Origin of the sequence: Nocardioides fonticola (genome assembly GCF_039536805.1) — a bacterium.
Lineage (GTDB): Bacteria > Actinomycetota > Actinomycetes > Propionibacteriales > Nocardioidaceae > Nocardioides > Nocardioides fonticola.
The window spans coordinates 114166-128249 of record NZ_BAAAZH010000020.1 but is presented as its reverse complement, the minus strand read 5'-3'; the positions used below and the strand labels follow the sequence as shown (position 1 = coordinate 128249).

Annotated in this window: 14 protein-coding genes; 10 read left to right on the top strand and 4 right to left on the bottom strand. The window is 71.6% G+C overall.

Going from position 1 to position 14084, the window contains the following annotated elements; all coding sequences use genetic code 11:
* From ABD671_RS14085 to ABD671_RS14040, 10 genes are all read left to right on the top strand, one after another.
* On the top strand, positions 1-1415 hold a 1415-nt coding region (locus ABD671_RS14085; RefSeq protein WP_344734051.1), incomplete at its 5' end, for a solute symporter family protein.
* A 145-nt stretch (positions 1416-1560) separates the two neighbouring features.
* On the top strand, positions 1561-3555 hold the full coding sequence (gene acs, locus ABD671_RS14080) for an acetate--CoA ligase (RefSeq protein ID WP_344734050.1): 1995 nt from the start codon (positions 1561-1563) through the stop codon (positions 3553-3555).
* 191 nt (positions 3556-3746) lie between these two features.
* Positions 3747-4208 (top strand): hypothetical protein, encoded by a 462-nt coding sequence (locus ABD671_RS14075; RefSeq protein ID WP_344734049.1) that lies wholly within the window; start codon positions 3747-3749, stop codon positions 4206-4208.
* A 180-nt stretch (positions 4209-4388) separates the two neighbouring features.
* On the top strand, positions 4389-4802 hold the full coding sequence (locus ABD671_RS14070) for a hypothetical protein (RefSeq protein ID WP_344734048.1): 414 nt from the start codon (positions 4389-4391) through the stop codon (positions 4800-4802).
* A gap of 501 nt (positions 4803-5303) precedes the next feature.
* Positions 5304-5717: a hypothetical protein gene (locus ABD671_RS14065; protein WP_344734047.1), complete on the top strand. Its 414-nt coding sequence runs from the start codon at positions 5304-5306 to the stop codon at positions 5715-5717.
* A 113-nt stretch (positions 5718-5830) separates the two neighbouring features.
* Entirely contained in the window at positions 5831-7573 is a 1743-nt protein-coding gene (locus tag ABD671_RS14060; protein WP_344734046.1) for a DUF4012 domain-containing protein, read from the top strand.
* A gap of 129 nt (positions 7574-7702) precedes the next feature.
* Positions 7703-8098, top strand: coding sequence for a hypothetical protein (locus ABD671_RS14055; protein ID WP_344734045.1), 396 nt, complete (start codon positions 7703-7705; stop codon positions 8096-8098).
* Between the two features lie 169 nt (positions 8099-8267).
* Positions 8268-8747, top strand: a complete 480-nt coding sequence (locus ABD671_RS14050) for a hypothetical protein (RefSeq protein ID WP_344734044.1) — start codon at positions 8268-8270, stop codon at positions 8745-8747.
* Between the two features lie 142 nt (positions 8748-8889).
* The gene (nhaA, locus tag ABD671_RS14045; protein ID WP_344734043.1) at positions 8890-10203 is read left to right on the top strand and encodes a Na+/H+ antiporter NhaA; all 1314 of its coding nucleotides are present in this window, start codon (positions 8890-8892) and stop codon (positions 10201-10203) included.
* A 29-nt stretch (positions 10204-10232) separates the two neighbouring features.
* Positions 10233-10634, top strand: coding sequence for a phage holin family protein (locus ABD671_RS14040; RefSeq protein ID WP_344734042.1), 402 nt, complete (start codon positions 10233-10235; stop codon positions 10632-10634).
* Between the two features lie 57 nt (positions 10635-10691).
* Here the strand turns inward: ABD671_RS14040 and ABD671_RS14035 are convergent, their stop codons facing one another.
* The 4 genes from ABD671_RS14035 to nth are packed head-to-tail and all read right to left on the bottom strand — an operon-like array spanning position 10692 to position 13935.
* The gene (locus ABD671_RS14035) at positions 10692-11867 is read right to left on the bottom strand and encodes a MarP family serine protease (protein ID WP_344734041.1); all 1176 of its coding nucleotides are present in this window, start codon (positions 11865-11867) and stop codon (positions 10692-10694) included.
* A gap of 27 nt (positions 11868-11894) precedes the next feature.
* Positions 11895-12584: an NUDIX hydrolase gene (locus tag ABD671_RS14030; protein ID WP_344734040.1), complete on the bottom strand. Its 690-nt coding sequence runs from the start codon at positions 12582-12584 to the stop codon at positions 11895-11897.
* Positions 12581-13210, bottom strand: a complete 630-nt coding sequence (locus ABD671_RS14025; RefSeq protein WP_344734039.1) for a TlpA family protein disulfide reductase — start codon at positions 13208-13210, stop codon at positions 12581-12583. The genes ABD671_RS14030 and ABD671_RS14025 overlap by 4 nt, the downstream gene beginning before the upstream one ends.
* Positions 13210-13935 (bottom strand): endonuclease III, encoded by a 726-nt coding sequence (nth, locus tag ABD671_RS14020; RefSeq protein ID WP_425574921.1) that lies wholly within the window; start codon positions 13933-13935, stop codon positions 13210-13212. The genes ABD671_RS14025 and nth overlap by 1 nt, the downstream gene beginning before the upstream one ends.
* Positions 13936-14084: the final 149 nt, after the last annotated feature.

Here is a 14084-nt window from a genome sequence, read left to right as displayed (position 1 = left end):
ACGGCTACGACGGCTTCCTCTACTCCATCGGCTTCCTGGTGGCCTGGCTCGTCGCGCTGCTGCTGGTGGCCGAGATGCTGCGCAACTCCGGCCGCTACACGATGGCCGACCAGCTGGCCTACCGCATGAAGCAGAAGCCGGTGCGGATGGCCGCGGCCACCTCGACCGTGGTCGTCTCGATCTTCTACCTGCTCGCCCAGATGGTCGGCGCGGGTTCGCTGGTGGCACTGCTGCTCGGGGTCGACAGCCAGGCGATCAAGAACCTCGTCATCCTGGGCGTCGGCCTGCTGATGATCTTCTACGTCACCGTCGGCGGCATGAAGGGCACCACCTGGGTGCAGATCGTGAAGGCCGTGCTGCTCATGGCCGGCTCGGCGCTCATCGTCGTGCTCGTGCTGGCGAAGTTCGGCTTCAACCTCTCCGACCTGCTCGGCACCGCGGCGTCCAACACGGGCAAGGGCCAGGCCTTCCTCGAGCCCGGCCTGAAGTACGGCGCCACGACGACCAGCAAGATCGACTTCCTCAGCCTCGGCATCGCGCTGGTGCTGGGCACCGCGGGCCTGCCGCACATCCTCATCCGCTTCTACACGGTGCCGACCTCGCGGGACGCGCGGAAGTCGGTGCTGTGGGCGATCGGCCTCATCGGCACCTTCTACCTCTTCACCCTCATCCTCGGCTTCGGTGCCGCGGCGCTGCTCAAGGGCGACGAGGCCGCCGAGGTGGCCACCAGCAAGGGCAACCTGGCCTCGCCGCTGCTGGCCGAGGCCGTCGGTGGCGGCGCCGGATCGACCGGCGGCGCGATCCTGCTGGCGCTCATCGCGGCGGTCGCCTTCGCCACGATCCTCGCGGTCGTCGCCGGCCTCACGCTGACGTCGTCCACCTCGGTGGCGCACGACATCTACAACAACGTGCTCAAGGACGGGAAGGCGACGGAGAAGGAGGAGATCAAGGTGACCCGCATCGCGGCCTTCACCATCGGTCTCATCGCGATCCTGCTGGCCATCCCGGCCCAGAACCTCAACATCGCCTTCCTGGTGGCCCTCGCCTTCGCGGTGGCGGCCTCGGCGAACCTGCCGGCGATCGTGTTCAACATGTTCTGGAAGCGGTTCAACACCCGCGGCGCCACGTGGTCGATCTACGGCGGCCTGATCTCCTCGATCGGGCTGGTGTTCTTCTCGCCGGTCATGTCGGGCAAGGGCGTCATCGACGGCGTCAACCAGAGCCTGCTGCCCGCCTCGATCGACATCTCGTGGTTCCCGCTGGAGAACCCCGGCATCGTCTCGATCCCGCTCGGCTTCCTCTTCGGCATCATCGGCACCCTCACCTCGCGCGAGGCCCGGGCCGAGGAGATGTACACCGAGCTCGAGGTGCGCGCGCTCACCGGCGCGGGCGCCGAGCAGGCCGTCAGCCACTGACGGACCCCGATCAGCCCCGGGGCACGCGGACGGGACCACACCGCGTGCCCCGGGGCTTCGCCCGTCCTGCCCGGGAGGGCAACCACCTCGCAACCCTCGACCCCTACTGTGGTCTGAGCCACAACGATCGGAACCAGGAGAACCCGTGACCGCCGAGCCCCGACCGCAGGAGACGCTGGCCAACCTCAGCACCGAGGACCGCCGCTTCGAGCCCCCCGCCGACCTGGCCGCCAACGCCAACCTCACCGCCGAGGCCTACGCCCGCGCCGAGGCCGACCCCGAGGCCTTCTGGGCCGAGCAGGCGGGGCGCCTGGACTGGGCGCAGCCCTGGGACCGCGTCCTCGACTGGGACAACCCGCCGTTCGCGAAGTGGTTCGTGGGCGGGCGCATCAACGCCGCCTACAACTGCGTCGACCGGCACGTCGAGGCGGGCCGCGGCGACAAGGTCGCCCTGCACTTCGTCGGCGAGCCGCTCGGCGACACCCGCGACATCACCTACGCGCAGCTCAAGGACGACGTCAGCCGCGCCGCCAACGCGCTCACCGAGCTCGGCGTCACCGCCGGCGACCGCGTGGCGATCTACATGCCGATGATCCCCGAGGCCGTCGTCACGATGCTGGCGTGCGCGCGCATCGGCGCCCCGCACACCGTCGTCTTCGGCGGGTTCTCCTCCGACGCCCTCGCCTCGCGCCTGGAGGACTGCCAGGCCAAGGTCGTCGTCACCGCCGACGGCGGCTACCGCCGCGGGGCGGCGTCCGCCCTCAAGCCGGCCGTCGACGAGGCGCGCGAGAAGACCGCCGCCAACGGCCACACCGTCGAGAAGGTGCTCGTGGTGCGCCGCACCGGCCAGGACGTCGCCTGGGACGACGCCGTCGACGTGTGGTGGCACGAGGCCGTCGACGCGGCGTCGTCCGAGCACGCCTGCGAGTTCTTCGACGCCGAGCACCCGCTCTACGTCATGTACACCTCCGGCACGACGGGCAAGCCGAAGGGCATCCTGCACACGACCGGCGGCTACCTCACGGGCGCGGCGTACACGCACTGGGCGATCTTCGACCTCAAGCCCGAGACCGACGTCTACTGGTGCACCGCCGACATCGGCTGGGTCACCGGGCACTCCTACATCGTCTACGGGCCGCTGGCCAACGGCGTCACGCAGGTGCTCTACGAAGGCACCCCCGACTCGCCCGAGCGCGGTCGCTGGTGGGACATCATCGAGCAGTACAAGGTGACGATCTTCTACACCGCCCCCACCGCGATCCGCTCGTTCATGAAGCAGGGCCGCGAGATCCCCGACAAGCGCGACATGGGCTCGCTGCGCATCCTGGGCTCGGTCGGCGAGCCGATCAACCCGGAGGCCTACATCTGGTACCGCCACGTCATCGGCGGCGACCGCACCCCGGTCGTCGACACCTGGTGGCAGACCGAGACCGGCTCGATCATGATCAGCCCGCTGCCCGGCGTCACCGCGGGCAAGCCCGGCTCGGCGATGACCCCGATCCCCGGCGTCGGTGCCGACGTCGTCGACGACGAGGGTCACCCGGTGCCCAACGGCTCGGGCGGCCTGCTGGTGCTCACCCGGCCGTGGCCCTCGATGCTGCGCACCATCTGGGGCGACGACGACCGCTTCGTCGACACCTACTGGAGCCGGTTCAAGGAGCAGGGCTACTACTTCGCCGGCGACGGCGCGAAGAAGGACGCCGACGGCGACCTGTGGGTGCTCGGCCGCGTCGACGACGTCATGAACGTCTCGGGCCACCGGCTCTCGACCACGGAGATCGAGTCAGCGCTCGTCTCGCACCCGAAGGTCGCCGAGGCCGCGGTCGTGGGCGCGAAGGACGAAGACACCGGTCAGGCGGTGTGCGCGTTCGTGATCCTGCGCGAGGAGGCCGGCGACGGCGGCTCGGACATCGTCGCCGAACTCCGCCAGCACGTGCGCAAGGAGATCGGCCCGATCGCCACCCCGCGCCAGATCATGGTGGTGCCCGAACTGCCCAAGACCCGCTCGGGCAAGATCATGCGACGCCTGCTGCGCGACGTCGCCGAGAACCGCGAGGTCGGCGACGTCACCACCCTGGCCGACGCCTCGGTGATGAACCTGATCTCCTCGGGCCTCTCGGCCGGCAAGGGCGAGGACTGAACAGCAGAGCTTCATTCCCGGACGAAGGGCCTCCGACCGGACGGTCGGGGGCCCTTCGTCCTGGTGCTCCAGTCCACCGACGGCCGCCCGAACTGGTCGTCTGACACGGATGCGGGCGCGGCCCTAGGGTCCTCCTGTCAGAACTCCCCCTCCCCCTCGTGTCGTCCGGGTCGGCGCGCGAAGGATCAGTCATGCCCACGAAATCCCTCACCCTCCCCCGCGCGCTCGGCGCCGCCGCGGTCGTCGCCGTTGCCGTCGCCGCCACGACGACCGCGGCACCCCCGCCGGCAGGCGCCGCCTTCACCCCTGCCGAATGGTCCTGCACGCCGTCCGTCGTCGCGCCCTACACCGCGACCGTGCCGGTGACGATCAGCAACGTGGTGCGCAAGAACAAGTTCGACGGCACGATCGCCGCCGTCGCCGCCAAGATCACCACCAGCGTCACGGCAGGCAGCTTCCCGGGCACGTTCGGCTTCTACGCGAGCAACCCGTTCGGTTCGACGACAGCCACGCCCGTGGTGTCGACGACGGCCCAGCGCGGCAACAACTCCCTCTCGCTGTTCCCGCCGAACGACACCCACACGAGCGGCTGGGTCGCCTTCGACCCCGACCCGGGCTCGAAGTTCTGCGCGGCCAGCGCCGTGGTGCCCTGACCGGCACCCGCACACGCACCCGTCGACCGGTCCAGACCGTCGCCGTCGACGCCCGTCTTTACTTTCGCAGCCCCCGATGGCGCCCCTACCCTGGGCGCGTCGGCCCACCCAGCCGCGCACCCATCCCCCCACCCCCGACCGGATCGAGCGCCACCTCGCATCCGGTCAGAAGGACTCGTCATGCCTTCTCGCGCCTCCGCGACCGCTGCCGCCCTCGGCACCGTCGCCCTCGCCGTCACCGCCCTCGCGTCCGTGTCTGCCCCCGCCACCGGCGCACCGACCACCGCGGAGTGGACCTGCGACCAGACCAACACCACCGCGCCCTATACAGCCACCGTGCCGACCACCATCTCAGTGCGAAGGAACGGCGGCGGTGGAGTACTCATCAGCGTGACCTCGTCAGCCGGAACGCCGACCGGCAAGATCGCGTACAGCCGGACGACACCCTTTACCTCTTCAGCTTGGTCTGCAGATTTCACCTTGAATCTCAACCCGTTGGGCGGTGCAACGATGTCAAGACCCCCGGGCTACTACGGCTACGACCCCACCGACGAATCGGTGTGGTGCGCCAGCGCCACCACCACCCAGCAGTAGCCACGAGACGCACGACCCCGATCTTCACGACCGCCTCGCTCGTGGGCCCTGATGACCCGAGCCGGAAAGTCATGGGGACGCAAGCAAACACGTCATGACGACGAGGACGCCGGCCAGGAGGTCGGCGCCTTGGCGACCCTGCGCGACGTCACGGAAAGCCGCGAGGTTGGCGACGTCACCACCCTGGCCGATGCCTCGGTGATGAACCTGAACTGCTCGGGCCTCTCGACCGGCCAGGGCAAGGACTGACACCACGCCCCATCGCGCGACGGAGGGCCTTCGACCCGACGGTCGGAGGCCCCCGGCGTCCGATGCATCAATCCATCGACGGCACCGGGCGATCCGGACCGGTCCAGACCGTCGCCGTCGGCGCCCGTCTTTACTTTCGCAGCCCCCGATGGCGCCCCTACCCTGGGCGCGTCGGCCCACCCAGCCGCGCACCCATCCCCCCACCCCCGACCGGATCGAGCGCCACCTCGCATCCGGTCAGAAGGACTCGTCATGCCCTCTCGCGTCTCCGCGACCGCTGCCGCCCTCGGCACCGCCGCCCTCGCCGCCACCGCCCTCGTCTCCGTGTCTGCCCCCGCCACCGGCGCACCGACCACCGCGGAGTGGACCTGCGACCAGACCAACACCACCGCGCCCTATACAGCCACCGTGCCGACCACCATCTCAGTGCGAATGATCGGCGGCGGAAAGATGGTGACCGTGACTTCGTCAGCCGGAACGCCGACCGGCCAGGTCGCGTACAACACGACCACGCCCTTCACCTCATCGGCGTGGCCCGCGACGGTGACCAAGGACCTGAACGGGAATGGGTATGCCGTCTTCGGAATTGGGAGTAGGGCCTACTACGGCTACGACCCCACCGACGAATCGGTGTGGTGCGCCAGCGCCACCACCACCAAGCAGTAGTCACGCAGCACCGTCTTCGCCATCGGCGCCGACCACCACGACCTCCCGATGCTCCCGACCGCCATCCGCCGATTCCACAGACGGCGGACACCTCGGCGTGAGGTGATCCGGACGTGAAGCGTCCCCCCCTGCCGTCCCGTCGCGCCATCGCGGCCGGTCTCGTCGTCTGCCTCGTCCTGGTCGGCGCCTGGATGACCTACCAGCTGCTGCACGCCAGGAGCGAGCTCGAGGCGGCCCGCGCGGACGCCGACGACCTGCGCACGGCCCTGGCCGACGGTCGCACCCCCGAGGTCGAGCGACTCGCGGAGTCGTTGCGGGTGCACGCGGCCGCGGCCGACGGGTCGCTCTCGGGGCCGCACTGGTGGCTGGCCGCGCACCTGCCGTTCGTGGGCGACGACATCGACGCCGTCCGCACGATCACCTTCGGCCTGAACGACGTCAGCACCCGCAACCTGCCCGACCTCATCGACCTCTACAGCGAGATCTCGGGCGATGCCTTCCGGCCGGTCGACGGGCGCATCGACACCGCCGCCCTCCGCTCTGCGCGGGACCGGCTCGCCACCTCCGCCGACGGCATCGCCAGCACCAGCCGCTCGGTGGCCGCGATCGACACCTCCGGCCTCATCGGCCCTCTGCGGGGGCCGGTCGGCGAGGTGCAGCGCACCCTGTCGGACGCCGCCGAGGCGCTGCGCCGCGCGTCCGTCGCCGCCGACGTGCTCCCCGACGCCGTCGAGGGACGCCACCGCTACCTGCTGCTGTTCCTCAACCCCGCCGAGATCCGGGCCGGTGGCGGCATGCCCGGGTCGTGGGCGGAGCTGAAGGTCGACGACGGTCGCGTGAGCCTGGGCAAACAGGGCGCCGCGGCCGACGAGATCCTCGAATCCTCGCCCAGCGAGCTGACCGCCGACGAGCTGCAGTTCTACAACGACCGGCTCGGGCGCGACCTGCGCGACGTGCTCTTCACCCCCGACTTCCCACGGTCGGCCGAACTCGCGCGCACCCTGATGGAGCGCAAGCGCGGCCTGGAGGTCGACGGCGTCCTGGCGATGGACGCCGTCACCCTGGCGCACCTGCTCAACGCGACCGGCCCCGTCGATCTGCTCGACGGCACCCGCATCACCTCCGCCAACGCCGCCGAGGAGCTGCTGAACGGCGTCTACCTGCGCACCCCGAACCCGAAGAAGCAGGACGCCGTCTTCGCCGCCGCGGTCGACACGCTCTTCACCCGCTTCACCGACGGCGACCTCGACCCGACCGAGACCGTGCGGGCGCTCGTCCGATCCGGCGAGGAGCACCGGGTGCGCGCGTGGTTCGCCGACCCGGCCCTGCAAGCACGGATCGCCGACACGGCAGTGGCAGGCGAACTCCCCGCCACCGAAGCCGCACCGGGCTACGGCATCTACTTCAACGACGCCACCGGCGCGAAGATGCAGTACTACCTCGACGTCGACGCCCGCACCGACGTCTCCTGCGGCCGCGACGACACCTCGGTCTACACGACCGATCTGACCCTGACCTCGACGGCGCCGAAGAACGCGGCGTCCCTGCCCGAGGCCGTCGTCGGCCCCAACCCGCCGACCGGCCCGGGCGGCATGGTCATGCAGGTCGACATCGTGGCGCCGGCGGGCGGCTCCGTGCCTGTCATCGAACAGGACGGCGAGCGGCCGACCTACTACTCGATCCGCGTCGACGGCCGGCCCGGCGCCCGCATCATCGTGGCCCTCGGCCCCGGCGATGCGACGACGCTGCGCATCACCTCGAGCGCCGCGCCGGGGGTCCACGCCGACACCGCCTACGAGATCACCCCGACCGTGCGCTCGGGCCGGCAACCCGCGCCGCTCTACGACCCCTGCTGAGGACGCCCCAGCCCGCCGCCCTGTCCAGACGTCTGCCTGATCAGACTGACATCAGGTGCGGCAGCTGCGACCCTGCGACCGCACCCGTACCCCCATTCGGGCACCGACCGTGCCCTCGAAGGACCGATCATGTCCCTCCGCGCCGCGAGGATCAGCCTCGCCGTGACCACGTGCGCCGCTCTCCCCCTCCTCCTCACCACCGCCCCGCGGGCCGGAGCCGTGCCCACACCTGAGGAGTACGCCTGCGAGGAGGTGGCGGGCTACGCCGCCCCCATCCCGACCAGCTTGGGAGCCACCCGTGCCCCCGGCGGCGCCGACGTCACCGTCACCGCGGCCATCGGCTCGGCGATCGATCGGGGTACGGTCACCGGCCTCGGGGGCACTGCCCCCGGGCCGTCGATCCGGTACGCCGCCGATCCGACCCGGGTGGGCTTCGGGCCGGACGCCCGAAGGCCGCGAGTCGAGTTCGATCCCGACGACGACTCGGGGTTGTGCGCCTCCAGCGGAGTCGTCGCCGGATACTGAGCAGCGGCCGTCGAACGCCGGTCCAGACCGACTGACCAGACCGATCGGACCCACCGTCACGAACAGCAGACATCCCCACGCCGGCGTCCGTAGGCTCGCTTCCGCCATACCCTCCCCCGTATCGAGACGGCGCCGCCGGCAGCCGCGGCGCCGACCCGAAGGAGTCCCCATGAACCGCCGCCTCACGCTGTCCGCCGTCCTCGGATCCTCCGCCGTCGCTGCTGCCTGGTCCAGCTCCGTCATCGCACCCGCCGACGCCGCGTTCACGCCTGACGAGTGGAGCTGTCCGGTCAGCAGCTCCTACGTCGCCTCGACCCCGGTCGTGGGTCACGTCCGAGCGCGCGATGTCACGGGCAAGCACGTGAACTCCGCCACCGTCACCTTCTCGGTGCCGTCGGAGAGCACGAAGCTCCCCGATGCCGAGATCCAGGGCACCGGCCACACCGTGGGCTCCTACCTGCTCACCGACCCCACCGGCGACACGGGGGCCGTGCCGGCTGAGAGCCAGCCCTTCGACGTCGGCGGCAACACGCTCAGCTTCACCCACCTGCCGCTCGAGGAGCGTCCCTCCCAGTTCTATGTCGCCTTCGACCCTGCCGACGGCTCCTCCTACTGCGCCGCGACGGTCCTCGTCTCCTGGGTTCCGTAGGACACCTCCGACCCCCCATCGCGGGTGAGGATCGGGCGCACCCACGGCGGCCCGGCCCGGTAGCCTGTCCCCAGGTGTGCCGGGAAGTCTGGTCGGCGTCGCGTCAGCGACCCCGATCGTCCCCACCGACCAGGAGCCGCCCGTGGCCGTCCGTTCCCGCACCGCCCGCCTCTTCGACCGGGGCACCTTCGGTGAGTCCTCGCGGATCGCGGCGATCCTGCGTGCCGAGACGACCGGCGGCATCCTGCTGATCGTCGCGGCCACGGTGGCGATCGTGTGGGCGAACACGGGCTGGAGCGGGAGCTACACCGATCTGCGCGACTACACGATCGGGCCGTCGTCCCTGCACCTCGACCTGTCGCTCGGCACGTGGGCCGCCGACGGGCTGCTGGCGATCTTCTTCTTCGTCGCGGGCCTCGAGCTCAAGCGGGAGTTCGTCGCGGGCGACCTGCGCGACCCGAGGCGTGCGGCGCTGCCGGTGGCCGCCGCCGTCGGCGGCATGGTGACCCCGGCCCTGGTGTTCGTCGTGGTCAACCTGCTGGGCGACGGCGACCTGCGCGGCTGGGCGATCCCCACGGCCACCGACATCGCGTTCGCGGTGGCCGTGCTGGCGGTGATCTCCACCCACCTGCCCTCGGGCCTGCGCACGTTCCTGCTCACCCTGGCCGTGGTCGACGACCTGCTGGCCATCACGATCATCGCGGTCTTCTACACCGACCACCTGGCGCTCGGCTGGCTCGCCGCGTCGCTCGTGCCGCTCGCCGCCTTCGGCGTCCTGGTGCAGCGACGGGTGCGCTCGGGGTGGCTGCTGCTGCCGCTCGCACTGCTGACCTGGGGCCTGGTGCACGCCAGCGGCGTGCACGCCACGGTGGCCGGCGTCCTGCTGGCGTTCACGGTGCCGGTGCTGCGCCGCGACGGCAACGAGGGCCCGGGTCTGGCCGAGCACTTCGAGCACCTGGTGCGCCCCCTGTCGGCCGGCGTCGCGGTGCCGCTGTTCGCGTTCTTCGCCGCCGGCGTCTCGGTGGGCGGCTGGAGCGGGCTCACCGCGTCCTGGCAGGACCCCGTCGCCCTCGGCATCATCGCGGGCCTGCTCGTCGGCAAGACGGTCGGCATCTCGGTCTCCACCTGGCTGCTGGCCACCTTCACCGGCGCCGACCTCGACGACGAGCTGTCCTGGATCGACGTCATCGGCATGGCGATGCTGGCGGGCATCGGGTTCACCGTCTCCCTGCTCATCGGCGAGCTGGCGTTCGGCACAGGCAGCCTGCGCGACGAGCACGTGAAGGTCGGCGTGCTCACCGGATCGGTGCTCGCGGCCCTGCTCGCCACGGTCGTGCTGCGGCTGCGCAACCGGGTGTATCGGCGCCTGTGCGATCTGGAGAGCGTGGACGACGACGGCGACGGCGTCCCGGACGTCTTCCAGGTGCCGGCACCCGGTTCGCTAGGGTCGCCCTGACAGCCAGCCGACGGACGGAGAGCACGCGCATGGCCCACGAGGTCAAGGACACCGACCCGACGATCGGTCGGCTGGTCACGGACGCCAGCCGCGACATCTCGCTGCTGATCTCCAAGGAGATCGAGCTGGCGAAGTCCGAGCTCAAGGTCAGCGTGAGGGCCGGCGGCATCGGCACCGCGCTCTTCGCGGTCGCCGCGTTCCTCGGACTCCTGTCGATGATCTTCCTCTCCATCGCGATCGCCTACCTGATCCACTGGAACGGCGACGGCCTGGCCCTGCAGTGGGCCTACCTCATCGTCACCGGCGCCTACCTGCTCATCGCCGCGGGGATGGTCGTCGTCGGCATCCGCCTGGTGAAGAAGGTCAAGGCGCCGGAGAAGGCGATCGCGCAGGGCAAGGAGATCCCGAAGGCGCTGCGCGGCAAGGCCTGAGCCTCGCCCTCACGTCGGCCGTCCGGCGGCCGTACGTCGGCCGAGGAGCCTGCGGGGTCAGTCCGCGCAGGCGCCGGTCGAGACCGCCGTCGACCCGCGCTCGCCGGCGGCCGCGGCGTCCTGGGCCTGGCTGGCCGTCAGCGCGTAGCCGGTGTCGGCATCGGTGACCGAGGCCGCGAACACCACGCCGGCCACCTGGCCGCGGGTGGTGAGGATCGGGCCGCCGGAGTTGCCCGGACGCACCAGACCGCGCAGTGAGAACACCTCGCGGATGACCGTGCCGTCGCCGTAGATGTTGGGCGAGCGCAGGCGCTGCTCGGCCCGGATGCGGCCGGCGCGGACGTCGTAGGGGCCGTCCTGCGGGTAGCCGACGATCGCGACGGCGTCCTGGGCCTGGGCGTCCTCGTCGAAGGCCAGCGGGCGGCGGGTGCCGGAGTCGAAGGAGATGACCGCGAGGTCGACGTTGGGGTTGTAGTAGACGACCCGGCCCGGCACCGGCGAGCCGTCGATGATGACGTCGGGGTCGGTGACGCCGGCGACGACGTGGGCGTTGGTCATGAGCCGGTCGGCGGCGTAGAGGAAGCCGCTGCCCTCGACGCCGCGACCGCAGCGGTTGGTGCCGCGCACCTTGAGGATGCTGGCACCGGCCGCCCGGACGCCGGGCCGTTGGAGCATGCGCTTGTCGCCGGGCGCCACCTCGACGATGCGCTCGGGGGCGAAGGGCTCGAGGTAGCGCGGGAAGAAGCCCTCGCCGACGACGTCGTTGAAGGCCTGGAGCAGGTCGGCGGAGTCGCGCGGGAGGACGGCGTCGACCTCGCCGAGCACGGCGCTGCTGCGCACCAGCGGGGTGACCCCGGCGATGCGCGATCCGGAGATCGCCACCCCCAGCGCCCACGCCACGAGCAGGACGGCGGCCGCGCTCAGCGCGGCACCGCCGACGGCGTCCAGCGCCCGCACCGGTTGCCAGGTGATGCGCGATCGCAGCCGGGAACCCACGTACTGGAGCGAGGCCTGGCCGAGCGAGGCGGAGAGGATGACGATGAACAGGGCGCCCACCGAGACCGCCAGCGAAGGGTCGGCGTTGCCGAGCGCCAGCGGGGCGAGGACGACGCCGAGGCCACCGCCGAGCAGCAGGCCGATCGTGGCGAAGGCGCCGGTGACGAACCCCTGCCAGTAGCCGGAGACCGCATAGGCGAGCACCAGCAGCACGAGCAGCCAGTCGAGCAGGTTCACACGGGTCCTTCGCAGCAGGGGCGGGGCTCAGATGTCCTCGTCGGGGATGTCGTCGCGGCCGGCGGGCCGAGGATCGGCCGTCAGCATGTACGACGGGAGGTCGCGAACGCGAGTCTCGTCCCACGGCCGCGACCAGCCGAGGTAGTCGAAGAGCCGGGCGATGATGCCGCCGGTGAACCCCCACAGGATGACGTCCTTGTCGGGTCCGATGAGGAAGCCGGGGCTGGTGTAGCCGCGCGGATGACGCACCGTGACGCGGTGCTCGGGGTCGAGGAGGTCGGCGATCGGCGCCCGGTGGATGGCGTGCACCTCCTCGGGGCTGGTGATGCGCACCGCCGCCGGTTCGGCCCACCAGCCGAGCACCGGCGTGACGGCGAAGTTGCTCGGCGGCAGCCACAGCTCGGGCAGGGCCCCGAACACCTCCACCGACGTCGGCGGGAGCCCCACCTCCTCCTCGGCCTCGCGCAGCGCCGCCTGCTCGGCGGTCTCCCCGGGGTCGATCGAGCCGCCGGGGAAGGAGACCTGGCCGGGGTGGGAGCGCATCGTGTGCGACCGCTCGGTCAGCAGGATCTCCCCGCCGCGCTCGCCCTCGGCGAAGAGCATGAGGACGGCGCCGCGCCGGGCGCTGCCGTCGGCGGGCGGCAGGAAGCGGGTGAGGTGGTCGCCGGTGATGGTGGCCGCACCCGCGCGCACGGGCTCGAGCCACGCGGGGATCACAGGTCGATCCCGAGGTGCTGGCGGACGGCCTCGACGAGCTGGTCGAGGCTCTTGTACTCCACGGCCTGCACATGGACGACGCGGCCGTCGGCGTCGACCATGGCCGTGGTGGGCAGGGCCCGCAGCCGCACGGGGTCGGCGGTGGCCAGCGCGCCCTGGGTGTCGGCGACGAGGGGGTAGGTGACGCCGCTGCGCACCGCGAGCTTCATCGCCGCCTCGGTCTGGACGTCCTGGAAGTCGATGCCGAGCACGCCGACGCGGTCGCCGTACTTCTCGTGGAAGCGTTGGAGGATCGGCATCTCGGTACGGCACGGGCCGCAGTTGACCGACCACACGTTGACGAGCAGCGGCCCGCGCAGGGTGGCCAGGTCGACGTCCTGGCCGCCGCCGAAGCAGGGCAGGGTGAGGTCGGGCAGCCCCTCGGATGCCGGGGCGGCGTCGCCGGGACGGCACGGCGCGATGCCGGCGTCCTGCTTGGCCTGGCGCAGTGCGGGGGTGTCGACGTCGATCGCGGCCGGACGCACGCCGCCGCTGCCGACGACCGGGGTCTGGGTGCCGGGGGCGCAGGCGGTCGCGACGGCGAGGAGGACGACGGCCGCGAGGGCCGCCACGCGGAGGCGGGCCATCAGTTGCGGCCCTCGGTGCGCACCAGCTTCTCGGCGACGACCGGGTCGGTCGGACCCTCGCCGTAGGCCGGGCACCAGCGGGCCACCGGGCAGGCGCCGCAGGCCGGCTTCTGGGCGTGGCAGCGTCGGCGCCCGTGCCAGATGAGGCGGTGGCTGAGCATGGTCCAGTCGCGCTTCTCGAACAGCGCGCCGACGGCGTGCTCGACCTTGACCGGGTCGGTCTCCTCGGTCCAGCCGAAGCGGCGCGCGAGGCGCCCGAAGTGGGTGTCGACGGTGATGCCGGGGATGTCGAAGGCGTTGCCGAGCACGACGTTCGCGGTCTTGCGGCCGACACCCGGCAGCTTCACGAGCTCCTCGAGCTTCGGCGGCACCTCGCCGTCGTACTGCTCCACCAGCGCCGCGCTGAGCTTCAGCAGCGACTCGGTCTTGGCGCGGAAGAACCCGAGCGGGCCGACGATCTGCTCGAGGTGCTCGCGGTCGGCCGCGGCCATCGCGCGGGCGTCGGGGTAGGCGGCGAACAGGGTCGGGCGCACCGCGTTGACGCGCTTGTCGGTGGTCTGGGCCGAGAGCACCGTGACGACGAGCAGCTCGAAGGGGGTGGCGAAGTCGAGTTCGCAGTGGGCGTCGGGGTAGGTCTCGGCCAGCACCCGGTGCACCTTGCGGGCCCGCCGCACGAGCGTCGTCGGCGGCGCAGCGGGGACGACGGGGGCGGGCACGACGTCCAGCCTACGGCCCGGCGCCGACAGCGCCGGCGGCCACCGGGGGCGTCCGGGAGGGTCCGGCCGGCCTCGGCGAGCCCAGAGGTCCCACCCGACACCTGCGCCACATCCCCCCCATGTACGCCTGTGATGAATTCCACTGGATAGGATCCTGT